Annotated in this window: 14 protein-coding genes and 2 tRNA genes; 12 read left to right on the forward strand and 4 right to left on the reverse strand. The window is 71.7% G+C overall.

Translation table 11 applies throughout. The features are described 5' to 3' along the window. Positions 1-216 precede the first annotated feature (216 nt). Positions 217-702, forward strand: a complete 486-nt coding sequence (locus AC02VZ_RS00410) for a ribose-5-phosphate isomerase (protein ID WP_432056763.1) — start codon at positions 217-219, stop codon at positions 700-702. Between the two features lie 114 nt (positions 703-816). Next, the gene (locus tag AC02VZ_RS00415) at positions 817-1,644 is read left to right on the forward strand and encodes an Fpg/Nei family DNA glycosylase (protein ID WP_476474204.1); all 828 of its coding nucleotides are present in this window, start codon (positions 817-819) and stop codon (positions 1,642-1,644) included. A 355-nt stretch (positions 1,645-1,999) separates the two neighbouring features. Here AC02VZ_RS00415 and AC02VZ_RS00420 read toward each other — a convergent pair whose 3' ends face one another. Continuing rightward, on the reverse strand, positions 2,000-3,265 hold the full coding sequence (locus AC02VZ_RS00420; RefSeq protein WP_476474205.1) for a GNAT family N-acetyltransferase: 1,266 nt from the start codon (positions 3,263-3,265) through the stop codon (positions 2,000-2,002). 164 nt (positions 3,266-3,429) lie between these two features. Here AC02VZ_RS00420 and AC02VZ_RS00425 point away from each other — a divergent pair, with 164 nt between their 5' ends. After that, on the forward strand, positions 3,430-4,605 hold the full coding sequence (locus tag AC02VZ_RS00425) for a PP2C family protein-serine/threonine phosphatase (protein WP_432056760.1): 1,176 nt from the start codon (positions 3,430-3,432) through the stop codon (positions 4,603-4,605). A gap of 209 nt (positions 4,606-4,814) precedes the next feature. Next, on the forward strand, positions 4,815-5,312 hold the full coding sequence (locus tag AC02VZ_RS00430) for an HD domain-containing protein (protein ID WP_476474206.1): 498 nt from the start codon (positions 4,815-4,817) through the stop codon (positions 5,310-5,312). A gap of 88 nt (positions 5,313-5,400) precedes the next feature. On the opposite strand, the gene AC02VZ_RS00435 is transcribed toward AC02VZ_RS00430, so the two are convergent. After that, positions 5,401-6,603 carry an acyltransferase family protein gene (locus AC02VZ_RS00435; RefSeq protein ID WP_476474207.1) on the reverse strand — a complete coding sequence of 401 codons (1,203 nt, stop codon included), beginning with the start codon at positions 6,601-6,603 and terminating at the stop codon, positions 5,401-5,403. A gap of 670 nt (positions 6,604-7,273) precedes the next feature. Here AC02VZ_RS00435 and AC02VZ_RS00440 point away from each other — a divergent pair. Continuing rightward, entirely contained in the window at positions 7,274-7,468 is a 195-nt protein-coding gene (locus tag AC02VZ_RS00440; RefSeq protein WP_362089755.1) for a hypothetical protein, read from the forward strand. 263 nt (positions 7,469-7,731) lie between these two features. Beyond that, positions 7,732-8,079, forward strand: a complete 348-nt coding sequence (locus AC02VZ_RS00445) for a DUF1330 domain-containing protein (RefSeq protein ID WP_476474208.1) — start codon at positions 7,732-7,734, stop codon at positions 8,077-8,079. 200 nt (positions 8,080-8,279) lie between these two features. Here the strand turns inward: AC02VZ_RS00445 and AC02VZ_RS00450 are convergent. Beyond that, a tRNA-Gly gene (locus tag AC02VZ_RS00450) sits at positions 8,280-8,350 on the reverse strand. 164 nt (positions 8,351-8,514) lie between these two features. On the opposite strand from AC02VZ_RS00450, the gene AC02VZ_RS00455 reads away from it, so the two are divergent. The 5 genes from AC02VZ_RS00455 to clpX all read left to right on the forward strand — a co-directional run bounded on the left by AC02VZ_RS00455 (position 8,515) and on the right by clpX (position 13,487). Then, a tRNA-Pro gene (locus tag AC02VZ_RS00455) sits at positions 8,515-8,591 on the forward strand. Positions 8,592-8,771: 180 nt separating this feature from the next. Further along, positions 8,772-10,166 (forward strand): trigger factor, encoded by a 1,395-nt coding sequence (gene tig, locus AC02VZ_RS00460; RefSeq protein ID WP_476474209.1) that lies wholly within the window; start codon positions 8,772-8,774, stop codon positions 10,164-10,166. A gap of 429 nt (positions 10,167-10,595) precedes the next feature. After that, the gene (locus tag AC02VZ_RS00465; protein ID WP_030858107.1) at positions 10,596-11,201 is read left to right on the forward strand and encodes an ATP-dependent Clp protease proteolytic subunit; all 606 of its coding nucleotides are present in this window, start codon (positions 10,596-10,598) and stop codon (positions 11,199-11,201) included. 113 nt (positions 11,202-11,314) lie between these two features. Continuing rightward, entirely contained in the window at positions 11,315-12,019 is a 705-nt protein-coding gene (locus AC02VZ_RS00470; protein ID WP_432056755.1) for an ATP-dependent Clp protease proteolytic subunit, read from the forward strand. A gap of 181 nt (positions 12,020-12,200) precedes the next feature. After that, on the forward strand, positions 12,201-13,487 hold the full coding sequence (clpX, locus tag AC02VZ_RS00475; RefSeq protein WP_362089748.1) for an ATP-dependent Clp protease ATP-binding subunit ClpX: 1,287 nt from the start codon (positions 12,201-12,203) through the stop codon (positions 13,485-13,487). 76 nt (positions 13,488-13,563) lie between these two features. On the opposite strand, the gene AC02VZ_RS00480 is transcribed toward clpX, so the two are convergent. Continuing rightward, a complete protein-coding gene (locus AC02VZ_RS00480; RefSeq protein ID WP_476474210.1) occupies positions 13,564-14,538 on the reverse strand; it encodes a hypothetical protein in 975 nt (324 codons plus the stop codon). Positions 14,539-14,676: 138 nt separating this feature from the next. On the opposite strand from AC02VZ_RS00480, the gene AC02VZ_RS00485 reads away from it, so the two are divergent. Next, the gene (locus AC02VZ_RS00485; RefSeq protein WP_476474211.1) at positions 14,677-17,301 is read left to right on the forward strand and encodes a valine--tRNA ligase; all 2,625 of its coding nucleotides are present in this window, start codon (positions 14,677-14,679) and stop codon (positions 17,299-17,301) included. Positions 17,302-17,428: the final 127 nt, after the last annotated feature.

Here is a 17,428-nt window from a genome sequence, read left to right on the forward strand (position 1 = left end):
GAGGATCCGAACGTTGCCGTCCAGGGGCACTCTCTGCTGATTGATCGAGCGTCGCCGTCCCGACGCGTGACAGCGCGAGGACGGTGTCCGGACACCGTCCTCGCCGGGGGTGACCGCGACCGAGGCGTTGTCCCCGAGAGGCCGATGCGCATCCGCCCGGGGCCGGCGCATCCACCCCGCGCCGCCCCCGGACGGCCGTCGTGCCACACTCTGTCCATGCGCGTGTACCTCGGTTCCGACCATGCCGGATACGAACTCAAGAACCACCTCGTCGAGTGGCTCAAGGGCGCCGGCCACGAGCCCGTCGACTGCGGGCCCCACATCTACGACGCCCAGGACGACTACCCGCCCTTCTGCCTGCGCGCCGCCGAGCGCACGGCCGCGGACCCCGACGCCCTCGGCATCGTGATCGGCGGCTCGGGCAACGGCGAGCAGATCGCCGCGAACAAGGTCAAGGGCGTGCGGGCCGCCCTGGCGTGGAGCGAGGAGACGGCCGCCCTGGGCCGCCAGCACAACAACGCCAACGTCGTCGCCGTCGGGGCGCGCATGCACAGCCTCGACGAGGCGGTGAAGTTCGTGGAGGTCTTCCTGGGCACGCCGTTCTCCGGCGACGAGCGCCACGTCCGCCGGATCGACATGCTCTCCGCGTACGAGACCAGCGGCGACCTGCCCCCGATCCCCGCCCACCACCCCCAGCAGTAACCGGGCCGCGCGCCGCCCCACCGGAGGACAGCACGACCCACCGGTGGGGCGCAGGCGCGCGCACCCACAGCCAGCGGCCCGGTCGAGACGCGACCGGCCGGGAGAGAGGACGCCGTGCCGGAGGGCCACACCATTCACCGGCTGGCCGAGGACTACGCGGCCGCCTTCGCGGGCCGCGGCCCGCTCCGGGTCACCAGCCCCCAGGGCAAGTTCAGCGACGCGGCCGCACTGCTCGACGGCACCGCCCTGCACACGGCCGACGCCCACGGCAAACACCTCTTCCTCGGCTTCCGCGACCCCGCGCCCGAGCACACCGACTGGGTCCACATCCACCTCGGCCTGTTCGGCAAGGTCGCCTTCGGGCCGGTCCCCGCGCCGCCGCCCACCGACACCGTGCGCCTGCGTCTCGCCGACGACCGCACCGTCGTCGACCTGCGCGGCCCCACCACCTGCGCCCTCGTCACGCACGCCGAGAAGCGCGCGATACACGACCGTCTCGGCCCCGACCCGCTCCGCCCGGACGCCGACCCGGACGCCGCGTACCGCAGGATCAGCCGCAGCCGTACGACGATCGCCGCGCTGCTGATGGACCAGAAGGTCATCGCGGGCGTGGGCAACGTCTACCGTGCCGAGGTCCTCTTCCGGCACGGCATCGACCCCTACCGCGCGGGCCGGGACATCACCCCGGCCGAGTGGGAGGCGATCTGGGCCGACCTGACCGTGCTGATGCGGGAGGGAGTGCGCACCAACCGCATCGACACCGTGCGCCCCGAGCACACCCCCGAGGCCATGGGACGCCCGCCGCGCGTCGACGACCACGGCGGCGAGGTCTACGTCTACCGCCGGGCCGCCCGGCCCTGCCACGTCTGCGGCGAGGAGATCCGCACGGCCGGCCTGGCCGCCCGCAACCTCTTCTGGTGCCCGGGCTGCCAACGCGCCTGACGGCACCCCCGGGCCCTCACCCGGCCCCGGAACACCCCCGAGGTCCGGAAAGCGCCCGAACACGTCGAGAGCCCCCGGGGAAGGCCGGAACGAGGCGCTCCGGATCTCCCCGCCGTCGCCCCCCGCCCTCGTCCCCTGCCGTCGCGCCTTGCCGTCGCGCCTTGCCGTCGCGCCTTGCCGTCGCGCCTTGCCGTCGCGCCTTGCCGTCGCGCCTTGCCGTCGCCCCCTGCCGTCGCGCCCCTTCCGAGCCGCCCCGCCGACCGGACGCCGTGCGGCGCCGCCCCGGTCCCGCCCCGCCGCCGCTCGGACACCGTGCGGCAGCCAGGGGCTCGGAAGCGGTGCGGCAGCCAGGGGCTCAGAAGCCGTGCGGCAGCCAGGGCGTGACGCCGCCGAACGCGACGGACGCCTCCGCCAGCTCGCCCTGTCGCAGCTCCCGCACCCGGCCCGCCCGCGCCAGCGCCGCCAGGCTCACCCCGCCCAGGTACGCGGCCCCCAACTCCCGTACCGACAGGGTGAGGTCGGCCGCGTCCGTGGTCCGTTCGCAGGACGCCCCCTTGGGGTCGCCGCTGAGCCGCCAACGCCCCGCGTTCCACGGGCAGAAGGCGTCCTCGACCTCCAACACGACGTCCACCGGCGCCTGGTAGGTCCGCGCCGCCAGCGCGTCCCCCACCTCGACCAGCCGCACGTACAGCCCGTCCCGCAGGGTCGGCAGACAGCGCCGGGTGTCGGACACCAGGTACTGCCAGGCGTCGTCGACCGGCCGGTTGCGCACCACCAGCGTCGAGGTCAGGTCGACGTCGAACAGGAACCGCCACAGGGCCGCGTCGGCCGCCGGGTCCAGGGCGGCCACGTCCCGCAGCACCACCGTGCCCGCGGGCCCGGCCGGACCCCACTCCGGCTTCACCTGGAAGCGCGCGTAGCCGACGGTCTCCCCGTCCCGCTCGGCGACGACGCACTGCAGGGGGGAGGCGCCGCCCCGTTCGCTCGCCGGGTCCAGCACCGGCACCCGCTCCCAGCCGGGCCCGCGCGCCAGCATGCCCGGCCGCAGCGGCACCAGCCGGGCGTAGACCGCCTCACACGTGTCCAGGACGTCGACGGGGTCCGCGTAACGCAGCCGTACGCCGTCCGTGCCGTCGGGAACGGACAGGGTGACCCGGCTGGTGTCGATCGTGGCGCCGAGCTGCTGGGTCGCCGCCGCGTAGCCGAACCGGCCGTAGATCGGCGGCTCGGACGCCGTGAGCACCGCCAGCGGCTCGCCCCAGGCCCGCACGTCGTCCAGCTGCCGCCGCATCATCCGCGTGAGCAGCCCCCGACGCCGGTGCGTGGGCGCCACGCCGACCATGGTGACGCCCGCGGCCGGCACGGCCGCCCCGCCGGGCACGGTCAGCCGGAACGAGAACGCGCCGGCCGTGGCCACGCACGCCTCGCCGTCCCACAGGCCGAGGGACCGGTCGAACTCGGCCAGCGCCCTCCACAGCTCCGTCTCCTCGTCGGACTCGGGTACTCCGCCGAAGGCGCGGACGAGGGTGCCGTACCACCGGTCCCACTCGTCCTGCCGCAGCACCCGCGGTCCGCCCGCCGTGTCCCCCGTGTCCGCCGCGCTCGTTTGTTCGCTCTCCATGTGCCATGCCTACCAGCCGCGACGAGGGCGGAGCGAGGCAATTTCCCACCCCGGGCCCCGCGACGGCGTGCGGTGAAGTTCACTGTGAAGTCGGTCCCCGCTACGGGGGACAACCAGGACCTCCCGTGCCAAGCGGCCGGTCCGATCGATAGGGTCCCGAACCAATGGCAGCAGCACGAGAACGGCGGGCAGCCGCCGAGACGTTCACGGCCCGGTGCAAGAAGCAGTGGCACCGGGCCCGCGTCGGCGTGCGCCGGGCCGCCGTGGACTACTTCCGGGGCAACGGGTCGGACTGGGTCGCCCTGGCGGGCCTGCTGCTGACCATCCCGCTGTTCACGGCGGGCACGCTCGCCAACTCCGTGTGGTGCCCGCCGGCCGCCCTGGTCCTGCCGATCGTCGCGGGCGGGCTGCTGCTCCGCCCGGCCAGCCTGCTCGGCCTGTACGCGGTCGCGGCCACCGCGCTCATCGTCGAGGCCGTCCAGCTGGGCCCGTACACCGAGGGCGCGGCCCGAGTCACCCCGGGCGTCGTCCTGACCGTCGCGGCCTGCGGGTTCTTCGGCCTGCTCGTGGCGCAGTTCCGCAGCCGTGTCGGCGTGCCCTGGCGGCGCGGCGGGACCATGCTGTTCGACCTGCGCGAGCGCATCCGGGTGCAGAGCCAGCTCCCGGCCCTGCCCGGCGGATGGCACCAGGAGATGGCCCTGCGGCCCGCGGGCGGCCAGTCCTTCTCCGGCGACTTCGTCGTCGCGGCCCGCACCAACGGCGGCCGCACCCTCGAAGTCGTCCTCACCGACGTCTCCGGCAAGGGGATGGACGCCGGCTCGCGCGCCCTGCTGCTCTCCGGCGCCTTCGGCGGCCTGCTGGGCAGCCTGCCCCCGCACGCCTTCCTCCCTGCCGCCAACGGCTACCTCCTGCGCCAGGAGTGGGACGAGGGCTTCGCCACCTCCATCCACCTCGTCCTGGACCTGGACTCCGGGGACTACGAGCTGTACACCGCCGGGCACCCGCCGGGCCTCCAGCTCAGCGCGGGCACCGGCCGCTGGGAGGAGAAGGCCGCCGACGGCCCGCTGCTGGGCGTGTACGACGGCGCCCAGTTCGACCCGGTGAAGGGCTCCCTGCGCCCCGGTGACGTGCTGATGCTGTTCACCGACGGCCTGGTGGAGACGTCCGACCGGGACATCGTGGAGGGCATCGACCGCCTCACCGGCGAGGCCGACCGCTACGTGGCCGGCGGCTTCCACGGCGCGGCCTGGCACCTGATCGAGGCCGTCGCCAAGGACGTCAACGACGACCGGGCCCTGCTGCTGATCTGCCGCGAGGGCCCCACGGCCGGCCACCGCTGACCCGCACGCCGCCCACCGATGCCCCGGCCCGGTTGTCGGCGGCCCAACGGGGCCGCCCGCCGGGTCCGCCCGTAGCCGGGCCCTCCGCCGGGGGGCCGCCCGCCCGCCGGTGCCGCCCGCCCGCCGGGGCCCTCCGTCGCCCAGGACGGTAGTCGCCGGGCCGGTGGCCGCCCGGGCACCGGCCTCCGCGCCCGGTGCACACTGATCGCGTGACCGAGACACCGCGCAGCCGCCCGTCGCCGTCCAGCCCGTCGCCGTACCTGTCCCCGGCCGAGGTCGAGGCCGTCGCCCGCGCCGCGCACGACGGCCAGACCGACAAGGCGGGCCGCCCCTACGCCGAGCACCTGGCGGCCGTCGCCGACGGCGTCCGCACGCGCGGCGGCGACTCCGAGCAGATCGCGGCGGCCTGGCTGCACGACGCCGTCGAGGACGGCCGGCTGTCGCCGGAATGGCTGGAGGGGGCGGCCCTGAGCGAGCGGACCAAGGACATCGTGCGCGCGGTCACCAAGCGGGCGGGGGAGCCGCCGGAGGCGTACGCGGCGCGCATCCTGGCCACCCCCGGCGCGCTGCTCGTCAAGGAGGCGGACCTGGCGCACAACGCCGACCCGGCGCGGCTGGCGGTGCTGGACGGACCCACCCGGACACGGCTGACCGAGAAGTACACGCGCATGCGCGCACTGCTCGGCCTGCCGGGGGACCGCCCCTGACACCGGGCCGGGGCGGTCCGGGGCGGAGCGCCCCCTCAGGGGCGGTGGGCGGACGGCCCGCCGACCGGCCCACGCCCCACGGCTCCGCTCAGGCGGAGACCTTCTCGCGGGCCTCCCGGGGCGCGTCCTGCGCGCGCTCCCGCGCCGGCTCGGCCCGGTCCCGCTTGAACGCCCAGTCCATGGCGGGCTCCATCACCGGCCGGAAGACCCGCCGCACCGGAGCGGTGCACAGCAGCGTCACCATGGCGGCGGCCAGCACGGTGACGAGCACCGCGCCGAACGGCCCGTCGAGCACGGACAGCTCGAACCAGCCGCGGTAGTCCGCCGTCTTCACCACGAACCCGTGCAGCAGGTAGCCGCACAGCGTGCCCGCGCCGAGCGCCGTGAACCACGTGCGGCGGCCCGGCACCCAGGCGAAGAAGCAGGCGGTCAGCACCAGCGAGCAGCCGAAGAGGGCCAGCACCATGACCGGACCGGCCCACCAGGGCGCCCCCAGCTCCTGGGCGGAGTCACGGTGGTAGAACCAGCTCGCGTTCAGGACGGGGGCGACCCACCACGCGAAGGCCAGCGCGGCCGCGAACACCGGCACCGCGGCGATCCGCACCGACCGGCGGCGCACCATGTGGAAGTGCTCCGGCTTCAGGCACAGGCCCAGCACGAAGTACGGAAGGAACTGCAGCACCCGCTGGAGGTCCAGGTCGTTGCCGATCCCGGGGGAGACGCTCGCCAGCGCCGCGATCAACAGGGCCAGCGGCACCGGGTACCGCACGGCCTTCCAGATCGGCGTGGTGAGCCGCCAGATGAACAGCGCGCACAGGAACCAGGTCAGGTACCAGGGGTCGAGGAGACTGATCTCGTGCTGCGGGTCGTTGTCCATGTACCGCTTGAACAGCGGGTACGCCGTCTCGAAGACGATGTACGGGACGGCGACACCGGTGACCAGCCGCCGCAGCCGGTCGGGGCGCATGTCGAAACTGCGCGAGAAGAACCCGGAGATCAGGATGAACGCCGGCATGTGGAACGCGTACACCACCATGTAGGCGGCGTCGACGGTCCGGCTGTCGTCCCTCAGGGGCTCCCAGGCGTGTCCGACCGCCACCAGCACGATGGCCAGGTACTTGGCGTTGTCGAAGAACGCGTCACGCCGTCTGCCCGCGGGGGCGGCCGGGCCGCGCGCCGTCCGTTCGGCGTCGGGCGCGGAGGGCGGACTCGGCACCCCGGACGCCGGGGACCGTTCCGGGGGGAGTGGCGTACCGCGATGGTTGCCGTTCGGTCGCGGCGAGGTCGTCACTGACCCTCCCTGGAAGAACTCGGGGTCAGGAGCGGGAAGCTCGCTGCGCTGGCGGGAGACGAGGCAGCGTGAAACATCTGAGGCACCCTAGCGTTGTCCGCGCGTATTCGTAAAACGCCCGACGTCATTACCGGTAATCCCTCCCGGGTACCCCGGATTCGGTAATGCCGACGGCTCGGAGGGCGTGACGGCCGACACATCCTCAACGTGCCGTTCCGGTAAGGGTCCTGTGCACCACCTGCGCCCCTCTTGTCAGGATTCGTCCGGGTCGAAGGGGGTGCAGGCGGGGCGAACCGCTCCCAACGGAACGATCGCTTCAGTCCACTTCCGGCCTTCCGGCGGGCGGGCCGCGACATCCGTGACCGCAATTCGAATTGGCTGCGAACGAGGTGTGGGGAATGTGAAACGATGCCGCCGAATTTCCGGTCCGGGTGGTGCCTCGAATTACCGTGCGACGCCGCGCCGTTCAGTCCGCCGCCCACCCTCCGTCCGCCCTGCCGTCCGGCCCCTCGGAGGGTTCCCGCCCGACGGCCGCCGACTCCGGAGGGCGGATGATGCGTCACCGGCCGCATAGGGCGGCCTCGTTGGTGGCACGATGGTCCTGGCGGGGTGCGCGGGGTCGCGTGTCCCGGGCCGGGAGTGTGCGGACCGATCGAGGGTGTGATCAGTTGTGGCCATTTCACTGTCAGTGGTGCTGCTGTTGGCAATCATCCTTGTGGTGCTGATGAGAGGCGGCTCCATCAAGGCGGGCCCCGCGATCGTGGCGATCCTCTTCGGCTTCTTCCTCGCCTCCACCGGCATGGCCCCGTCCATCAACCGGTTCCTCAACTCGATAGCGGAGACGATCAACTCCATCAGCTTCTGACCGGGCGGCCCGGCGGGGGGGGCGTTCCACGGTGGCGGGTGGCACGACGGTCCGCGGGCGACCGGCATCTGCGCACCCCGGTCCGGGCGCCCTGGGAGGCCAGGGGAGACCGGCGGTTGACCGGCGGTTGACCGGCGGTCCCGGGGGCGACCCCGTCCCCCTCCCCGGACGCGTCCCTTACCTCCGAGGTCATCGACGCGGGAAGCACCGGCCCGGCACGCTCGGCCCTGTACACAGCCGACCGAGCCGGAAGGACCCGCCCCATGCCCGCCTACGTCATCGCCCGTCTCCGGGAGGCCGCCCCGCACCCGGAGATCGCCGAGTACATCGAGCGCATCCCCGCGACCTTCGAGCCCTACGGCGGACGCTTCCTCGCGCACGGCACCGCGCACGAGGTGAAGGAGGGCGCCTGGCCCGGTCACGTGGTCATGATCGGCTTCCCCGGCCCCGCCGAGGCCCGCGCCTGGTGGGACTCGCCCGCCTACCGCGAGATCGCCCCGCTGCGCGCCCGTCACATCGACGGCGACATCATCCTGGTCGAGGGCGTCCCCGACGGCTACGACCCGGCCACCACCGCCCGCGCCCTGCGCGCCTCCCCGCCCGCCGGCTGAGCGACCGTACGCGTCACGGGAACGCCGAGGGCGCGGCGCCGAGCGCGTCCGCCGACGGGAACCGCGTCCGCACAGCCGGGGAAGAACACCGACCGGACCTCAAGGGGCACGTCGGGGCCACGGCCGACTGATCGGCACCCCGGAAAGCAGCCAGGGCCAGGCCGGAGGAATGACCCTCCGCCTGGCCCTGAGCCGTACCGAGCGGGCGACGGGAATCGAACCCGCGTAGCCAGTTTGGAAGACTGGGGCTCTACCATTGAGCTACGCCCGCACACGCGTGCCGCGGACCGGGTGGCCGACGGCGCTGACAGGCATCGTAGCGGGTCGGAGGCGCTCACCGCACACCCCCGCCCCCGTCGGCGTCCCGCCGCACCACGCCCGGGAAATGCCGAGGCCGGAACGCGCGGGGCCATGTACCCTACTCGTCGCACCAGACGGGGTGTGGCGCAGCTTGGTAGCGCGTCCGCTTTGGGAGCGGAAGGCCGTGGGTTCAAATCCCGCCACCCCGACCAGTCACCGGATCGTCCACCGATGATCGCCTTTGGGCGCCGTAGTCGCTGCCGTTACTATCAAGCTGCACGCCCGTGTCTCTCAGCTCTCCGAGCGTCTGATGAAGTCCTCCGGGCGACGCATCGGCCGTGCCGTTCTGGTACCGGCGGAAACCAAGAAGTCAGCCACAAGGAGACCGAACCGTGAAGAGCGCCGTGGAGACCCTGAACCCGACCCGGGTTCGGCTCACTGTCGAGGTGCCCTTCGAGGAGCTCAAGGACAGCCTCGACGCGGCGTACAAGAAGATCAACCAGCAGGTCACGGTGAAGGGCTTCCGCAAGGGCAAGGTCCCGGCCCGGGTCATCGACCAGCGGTTCGGCCGCGGTGCGGTCCTGGAGGAGGCCGTCAACGACGCCCTCCCGAAGTTCTACACCGACGCGGTCAACGAGGCCGAGCTGAACCCGCTGGGTCAGCCCGAGGTCGACATCACGGAGCTGAAGGACGGCGAGACGCTGAACTTCACCGCCGAGGTCGACATCCGCCCCGCCATCGAGATCCCGGACTACTCCGGCATCGAGGTCGAGGTCGACGCCGTCGAGGTCACCGAGGAGGACGTCGACCAGTCGGTCGAGCAGCTGCGTGAGCGCTTCGCCTCCACCACCCCGGTCGAGCGCGCCGCCGGTGACGGCGACGTCGTCACCATCGACCTGAAGGCCCGGGTCGACGGCGAGGTGCTGGAGGACGGTGTCGCCGACGGCGTCTCCTACACCATCGGCTCCGGTGAACTGCTGGACGGCATCGACGACGCCGTGAAGGGCCTGTCCGCGGGTGAGGAGGCCACCTTCACCTCCGAGCTGAAGGGCGGCACCGGCGCCGGCAAGGAGGCCGAGGTCACCGTCAGGGTCACCCAGGTCGCCGAGCGTGAACTGCCCGAGCTGGACGACGACTTCGCGCAGCTCGCCTCCGAGTTCGACACGCTCGAGGAGATGCGCGCGGACAGCCGCAAGCGCCTTGAGAACATGAAGCAGTTCGACCAGGCCACGCAGGCCCAGGAGCGCGTCCTGGAGAAGCTGCTCGAACTGGTCGAGGTGCCCGTCCCCGAGAAGCTGCTCGAGGACGAGATCAACACCCGCAAGCACAACCTCGAGCACCACCAGCTCGGTCAGATGGGCCTCGACCTCGCGAAGTACCTGGAGATCCAGGGCAAGACCGAGGAGGAGTTCGAGACCGAGACCCGCGAAGCCGCGATCAAGGGCATCAAGACCCAGTTCGTGCTGGACGAGCTCGTCAAGCAGGAGAAGCTGAACGTCAACCAGGAGGAGCTCACCGAGCACCTCATGCGGCGGGCCGCCTCCTCCGGCATGTCCCCCGACCAGTTCGCGCAGGCGGTCGTCGAGGGCGGTCAGGTTCCGCTCCTGGTCGGCGAGGTCGCCCGTGGCAAGGCCCTGGCCGTCGTGGTCGAGAAGGCCACGGTCAAGGACACCAACGGCGAGGTCATCGACCTGGACGACGACGAGGACGAGGCCGCCGAGGCCGGGGAGGCCACGGAGTCCGCCGAGGCGACCGAGTCCGCCGAGGAGAAGAAGTCCGAGGGCTGAGCCGTCCGTCACCCCGGAGCACCGTCCGGCGCACGGGGCCCGAGCACCAGCCCGCAACAACCCCCGGCGCCCCGCCGACGCCCCCACGTCCCCGCCGCGCCCCGGTGCGCCGCGCGCGGAAGCCCTGCCGCCCGTGCCGGGGCCCCCGCTCCACGCCCGCGCCCGGCCCCCCGCCCCACGCCCGTGCCCATGACGTCCCGCGCGACCACGCCGGCCCCGACTCCCGCGCCACCGCCCGTGCCTGGTCGGCCCGTGAGAAGTACGCCCCCGGCGAACACTCCCGTTACCGGGATTCCCCGGCGAGGCCACCGCGTTAGGGTCCTTGAATACCAGGGCAGGTGAGTCACCGAAACGGCCCCAGCCCCGCAGGGAAACGTGAGACGGCCCGGCGCCGTCGTAAGACGAGCAGGTGGATACGTGACGAATCTGATGCCCTCAGCCGCCGGAGAGCCTTCCATCGGTGGTGGCCTCGGCGACCAGGTCTACAACCGGCTGCTGGGCGAGCGGATCATCTTCCTCGGCCAGCCGGTCGACGACGACATCGCCAACAAGATCACCGCACAGCTGCTGCTCCTTGCCTCCGATCCGGACAAGGACATCTACCTGTACATCAACAGCCCCGGCGGCTCGATCACGGCCGGCATGGCGATCTACGACACCATGCAGTACATCAAGAACGACGTGGTGACGATCGCGATGGGCCTCGCGGCCTCCATGGGTCAGTTCCTGCTCAGCGCCGGCACCCCCGGCAAGCGCTTCGCGCTGCCCAATGCCGAGATCCTGATCCACCAGCCGTCCGCCGGCCTCGCCGGTTCGGCCTCGGACATCAAGATCCACGCCGAGCGGCTGCTGCACACCAAGAAGCGCATGGCCGAGCTCACGGCCCAGCACACCGGTCAGACGGTCGAGCAGATCACCCGCGACTCCGACCGCGACCGCTGGTTCGACGCCTTCGAGGCCAAGGAGTACGGCCTCATCGACGACGTGATCGCCACGGCCGCCGGTATGCCGGGCGGCGGCGGCACCGGGGCCTGACCGGCCCCACGGGGCCCGCCGGCCCCGTGGGCCCCACCGGCCTCGCCCTCACCGGTGACCGGTGCAGCCCCAGAAGCCCCAGCCGACCGCCTCAGCCCCTTTCAGGAGAAACCGTGAACGACTTCCCCGGCCGCGGCCTGTACGACCGCATGTCCGCGCAGGACATGAGCGCCTCCCAGGCCCGGTACACCGGCCCGCAGGCCGAGTCCCGCTACGTCATCCCGCGCTTCGTGGAGCGCACCTCGCAGGGCATCCGCGAGTACGACCCCTACGCGAAGCTCTTCGAGGAGCGGGTGATCTTCCTCGGCGTCCAGATCGACGACGCCTCCGCCAACGACGTCATGGCGCAGCTGCTGTGCCTGGAGTCGATGGACCCCGACCGTGACATCTCGGTCTACATCAACAGCCCCGGCGGCTCGTTCACCGCGCTGACGGCGATCTACGACACCATGCAGTACGTGAAGCCGGACATCCAGACGGTGTGCATGGGCCAGGCCGCCTCCGCCGCCGCCGTGCTGCTCGCCGCCGGCACGCCCGGCAAGCGGATGGCGCTGCCCAACGCCCGCGTGCTGATCCACCAGCCGTACAGCGAGACCGGCCGCGGCCAGGTCTCCGACCTGGAGATCGCCGCCAACGAGATCCTGCGGATGCGGAGCCAGCTGGAGGAGATGCTCGCCAAGCACTCCACCCGCCCGCTGGAGAAGATCCGCGAGGACATCGAGCGCGACAAGATCCTCACGGCCGAGGACGCGCTGGAGTACGGCCTGATCGACCAGATCATCACCACCCGCAAGATGGACAACTCCAGCCTGCGCTGACGCGGGCGGGGCGTGACATCTGCCGCCCCTTGGCACGGTTTGACCCGGTCCACGTCACAGCGAACCGTGCCAAGGGGGGCCCGGACGGGGGGCCTGGCAAGGTACCGTCGGACATAAGGCAGCACCAGGAGCCGCTGGACGTTGACGTCCAGTCGTCTCCCAGGCGAAGGGGAAGCACACCGTGGCACGCATCGGTGACGGCGGCGATCTGCTCAAGTGCTCGTTCTGCGGCAAGAGCCAGAAGCAGGTCAAGAAGCTCATCGCAGGGCCCGGTGTGTACATCTGCGACGAGTGCATCGATCTCTGCAACGAGATCATCGAGGAGGAGCTGGCCGAGACCAGCGAGGTCCGCTGGGAGGAGCTTCCCAAGCCCCGCGAGATCTACGAGTTCCTCGAGGGCTACGTGGTCGGCCAGGAGGCCGCCAAGAAGGCTCTCTCCGTCGCGGTGTACAACCACTACAAGCGGGTCCAGGCCGGTGAGAACGGAGGCGCGCAGGGCCGCGAGGACGCCATCGAGCTGGCGAAGTCCAACATCCTCCTGCTGGGCCCCACGGGCTCCGGCAAGACCCTGCTGGCGCAGACGCTCGCCCGCATGCTGAACGTCCCCTTCGCGATCGCCGACGCCACGGCGCTCACCGAGGCCGGGTACGTGGGCGAGGACGTCGAGAACATCCTGCTGAAGCTGATCCAGGCCGCGGACTACGACGTCAAGAAGGCCGAGACCGGGATCATCTACATCGACGAGATCGACAAGGTCGCGCGGAAGAGTGAGAACCCCTCCATCACGCGCGACGTCTCCGGCGAGGGCGTCCAGCAGGCCCTGCTGAAGATCCTGGAGGGCACCACGGCCTCCGTCCCGCCGCAGGGCGGGCGCAAGCACCCGCACCAGGAGTTCATCCAGATCGACACGACGAACGTGCTGTTCATCGTGGGCGGCGCCTTCGCGGGCCTGGAGAAGATCATCGAGGGCCGGGCGGGCGCCAAGGGCATCGGTTTCGGCGCGACCATCCGTTCCAAGCGGGAGCTGGAGAGCAAGGACCAGTTCGAGCAGGTCATGCCGGAGGACCTGGTCAAGTTCGGCATGATCCCCGAGTTCATCGGCCGGCTCCCGGTCCTCACCTCGGTGCACAACCTCGACCGCGAGGCCCTGCTGCAGATCCTCGTCGAACCGCGCAACGCGCTCGTCAAGCAGTACCAGCGGCTGTTCGAACTCGACGGTGTGGAGCTGGACTTCGAGCGCGAGGCCCTGGAGGCCATCGCCGACCAGGCCATCCTGCGGCAGACCGGCGCGCGCGGCCTGCGCGCCATCATGGAGGAGGTCCTCCAGGGCGTGATGTACGAGGTGCCGTCCCGCAAGGACGTCGCCCGGGTCGTCATCACCGCCGACGTGGTCCTCTCCAACGTCAACCCCACCCTCATCCCGCGCGACGCGCGGGGCCGCGGGCCGGGCGAGCAGAAGACGGCGTAGCCTCCGGGCACGACATGCGGAAGGGGCCCCGGTCGACGACCGGGGCCCCTTCCGCTGCTTGTCCTGCCGCGCGTGATCACGCCTTCTCGCGGACCTCCGCGCGCAGCTGGGTGGTGATGTCCACCGCGGTGTCCTTGTCGACGCCCGTGCCGGAGTTGTCGCCGGGCGAGACCATCGCGACGGTGCTGTAGTCGGCCCACGCGCAGAACCAGTCGGTCGACTTCTTCTTGGTGAGCGCGTTGTCGGCCCTGGTGGACTGGCACTTGGCGACCGCGCCGTCGATCTCGATCTCCTCGGGGTCGCCGATCAGCTCGACGTTCTGCATGCCGCCGGGAGAGCCCTTGGCGTTGTCCTTGACCTGCTTCTGGATGTTGGCGAAGAAACGGTCCAGCACCTGCTGCGGGTCGTTGATCTTCCCGTAACCGCCCGCCATGGTGACGCCCTTGGCGGTCAGCAGCTCCGCGGTGCTCGGGAAGTCACCGGCGGTGCTGGGGTCCGACGGGTCGTAGTCGCCGAAGTCGGCGGTCGACCACTGGCCCACGACGGCCGTGCCGTCCTCGACACCGCTCTTGGCCATGTCGTCGACCATGTCCGAGTCGCTGTTCTCGGTGCCGTCGCCGAAGCGCTCGTACTCGCTGAGCACCGTCCTCGGCGTGGTGAGCTTGTGCGGCCCGTCGTCCTCCAGCCCGCCGCCCGCGCCGCCGCCCCCGCCTATGACGAAGTAGGCGCCCACACCGATCGCGGCGACCACCGCGACCGCGCCGATGATGATGCCGGCCTTCTTGCCGCCCCCGCCCGCCGCCGGCGGCTGGGGAGGCATGCCGTACGGCGCCTGACCGTACGGGGGCTGCTGGCCGTAGGGGGGCTGCTGGGGCGGGACACCGGGCTGCCCGGGCTGCTGCGGGTAGCCGTAGCCCGGCTGGGGCGCCTGCTGGGGGTAGCCGTAGCCGGGCTGCGGAGCCTGCGGCTGCTGGCCGTAGGGACCCGGCTGACCGTACGGACCGGGCTGCTGGGGCTGCCCGCCGTACGGGCCCGGCTGGTTGTAGCTCATCTTCTGGGTTCCCCTCCAGGTACTTACGTGTCGCTCACATCCTGACCCAGGAGGAAAGCCTTCAGACCGGCGGGGGGCGCACCGTTACAAAGGAATCGGGTTTCGGGACTGGGCCGTGACACCCGTAAACTCATGCCCGTGACCGAGAACACTCAGCAGCCAGCATCAGCGCCCACCACCGAACTGCCGACCCAGTACGCGCCGGCCGACGTAGAGGGGCCGCTGTACGAGCGCTGGGTGGAGCGCGGTTACTTCGAGGCCGACGAGAAGAGCGACAAGCCGCCCTACACCATCGTCATCCCCCCGCCCAACGTCACCGGCAGCCTGCACCTCGGGCACGCCTTCGAGCACACGCTCATCGACGCCCTGACCCGCCGCAAGCGCATGCAGGGCTACGAGACGCTGTGGCAGCCCGGCATGGACCACGCCGGCATCGCCACGCAGAACGTCGTGGAGCGGGAGCTGGCCAAGGAGGGCAAGTCCCGGCACGACCTGGGCCGTGAGGCGTTCGTCGAGCGGGTCTGGCAGTGGAAGGGCGAGTCCGGCGGCCAGATCAGCGGGCAGATGCGCCGCCTCGGCGACGGCGTCGCCTGGTCGCGCGAGCGCTTCACCATGGACGAGGGCCTGTCGAAGGCCGTCCAGACCATCTTCAAGCGGCTCTACGACGACGAGCTGATCTACCGCGCCGAGCGGATCATCAACTGGTGCCCGCGCTGCCTCACCGCGATCTCCGACATCGAGGTCGAGTACCAGGACGACGACGGCGAGCTCGTCTCCATGAAGTACGGCGACGGGGAGGACACCATCGTCGTCGCCACCACCCGCGCGGAGACGATGCTCGGTGACACGGCCGTCGCCGTCCACCCCGACGACGAGCGCTACAAGCACCTGGTCGGCAAGCTGATCAAGCTGCCGCTGACCGACCGCTCCATTCCGGTCGTCGCGGACGAGCACGTCGACCCCGAGTTCGGCACCGGCGCCGTCAAGGTGACGCCCGCCCACGACCCGAACGACTTCGAGATCGGCCAGCGGCACGGCCTGCCCGCCATCGCCGTCATGGACGAGCACGCGGTCATCACCGCCCACGGCCCCTTCCAGGGCCAGGACCGGCTGGAGGCCCGCTCCGCCATCGTCGCCGCGCTGCGCGCCGAGGGCCGGATCGTCGCCGAGAAGCGTCCCTACACGCACTCGGTCGGCCACTGCTCGCGCTGCAAGACCACCATCGAGCCGCGGCTGTCCATGCAGTGGTGGGTCAAGGTCGGCCCGCTCGCCCAGGCCGCCGGTGACGCCGTCCGCGACGGCCGGGTGAAGATCCACCCGCAGGAGATGGAGAAGCGGTACTTCGACTGGGTCGACAACCTGCACGACTGGTGCATCTCGCGCCAGCTGTGGTGGGGCCACCGCATCCCGGTCTGGTACGGGCCGGACGGCGAGGTCGTCTGCGTCGGACCGGACGAGGAGCCGCCGTCCGGCGAGGGCTGGCACCAGGACACCGACGTCCTCGACACCTGGTTCTCCTCCGGCCTGTGGCCCTTCTCCACCCTCGGCTGGCCCGAACAGACCGAGTCGCTCGCGAAGTTCTACCCGAACTCCGTCCTGGTCACCGGCTACGACATCCTCTTCTTCTGGGTCGCCCGGATGATGATGTTCGGCCTGTACGCGATGGACGGCACCCCGCCGTTCCACACCATCGCCCTGCACGGCATGGTCCGCGACCAGTTCGGCAAGAAGATGTCGAAGTCCTTCGGCAACGCGGTCAACCCGCTCGACTGGATGGACAAGTACGGCTCCGACGCCCTGCGCTTCACGCTCGCCCGCGGCGCCAACCCGGGCGTCGACGTGCCGATCGGCGAGGACTGGGTCCAGGGCTCGCGGAACTTCGCCAACAAGATCTGGAACGCGACCCGGTTCGCGCTGATGAACGGCGCGACCGTCGAGGGCCCGCTGCCGGACGCCTCGGCGATGTCGCCGACCGACCGCTGGATCCTGTCCCGGCTGAACACGGTCGTCGCCGAAGTCGACGCGTACTACGAGGACTTCCAGTTCGCCAAGCTGTCGGACGCGCTGTTCCACTTCGCCTGGGACGAGGTCTTCGACTGGTACGTCGAGCTGTCCAAGACCACCTTCCAGGCGGGCGGCGAGGCCGCCGAGGTCAGCAAGCGGGTCCTGGGCGAGGTCCTCGACGTCACGCTCCGGCTGCTGCACCCGGTCGTCCCCTTCGTCACCGAGACGCTGTGGACCACGCTGACCGGGGGCGAGTCGGTCGTCATCGCGGACTGGCCCACCGACAGCGGATTCCGGGACGCGGACGCCGAGCGTGAGATCGCCACGCTCCAGTCGGTGATCACCGAGGTCCGCCGCTTCCGCGCCGACCAGGGCCTGCAGCCCGGCCAGCGGGTCCCGGCCCGGCTCACCCTCGACGGCACCACGCTGGCCCGGCACGAGGCGGCCATCCGCCAGCTGCTGCGGCTCCAGCCGGAGGGCGAGACGTTCACCGCCACGGCGACCCTGCCGGTCGGCGGCGCCGAGGTCGCGCTGGACCTGTCCGGCACGATCGACATCGCCGCCGAGCGCAAGCGGCTCGCCAAGGACCTCGCCGCCGCGCAGAAGGAGCGCCAGCAGGCGCAGGCCAAGCTGGGCAACGAGGCGTTCCTGGCCAAGGCGCCCGACCACGTCGTGGACAAGATCCGCACCCGCCTCGCCAAGGCGGAGGAGGACATCGTCCGCATCGACAACCAGCTGGCCAAGCTGCCCGAGAGCTGACCCCGGACACGGGGCCGGGGCGCGCTCCGACCTTCCCGTCCTCCCGGCGGCACGGCACCCACGGGCCCGGCGCACACGCGCCGGGCCCGTCCCCGTCCGGGCGCCGGGCCCGTCCCCGTCCGGGCGC

It is taken from the genome of Streptomyces sp. 3-6, assembly GCF_056323165.1.

Excerpts from the sequence above, each read along its gene's own strand:
- AC02VZ_RS00465 (WP_030858107.1), top strand. The coding sequence starts at position 10,596 with ATGCCCTCAGCCGCCGGAGAGCCTTCCATCGGTGGTGGCCTCGGCGAC.
- AC02VZ_RS00445 (WP_476474208.1), top strand. The coding sequence starts at position 7,732 with ATGCCCGCCTACGTCATCGCCCGTCTCCGGGAGGCCGCCCCGCACCCG.
- AC02VZ_RS00420 (WP_476474205.1), bottom strand. The coding sequence starts at position 3,265 with ATGGAGAGCGAACAAACGAGCGCGGCGGACACGGGGGACACGGCGGGC.
- AC02VZ_RS00410 (WP_432056763.1), top strand. The coding sequence starts at position 217 with ATGCGCGTGTACCTCGGTTCCGACCATGCCGGATACGAACTCAAGAAC.
- AC02VZ_RS00425 (WP_432056760.1), top strand. The coding sequence starts at position 3,430 with ATGGCAGCAGCACGAGAACGGCGGGCAGCCGCCGAGACGTTCACGGCC.
- AC02VZ_RS00480 (WP_476474210.1), bottom strand. The coding sequence starts at position 14,538 with ATGAGCTACAACCAGCCGGGCCCGTACGGCGGGCAGCCCCAGCAGCCC.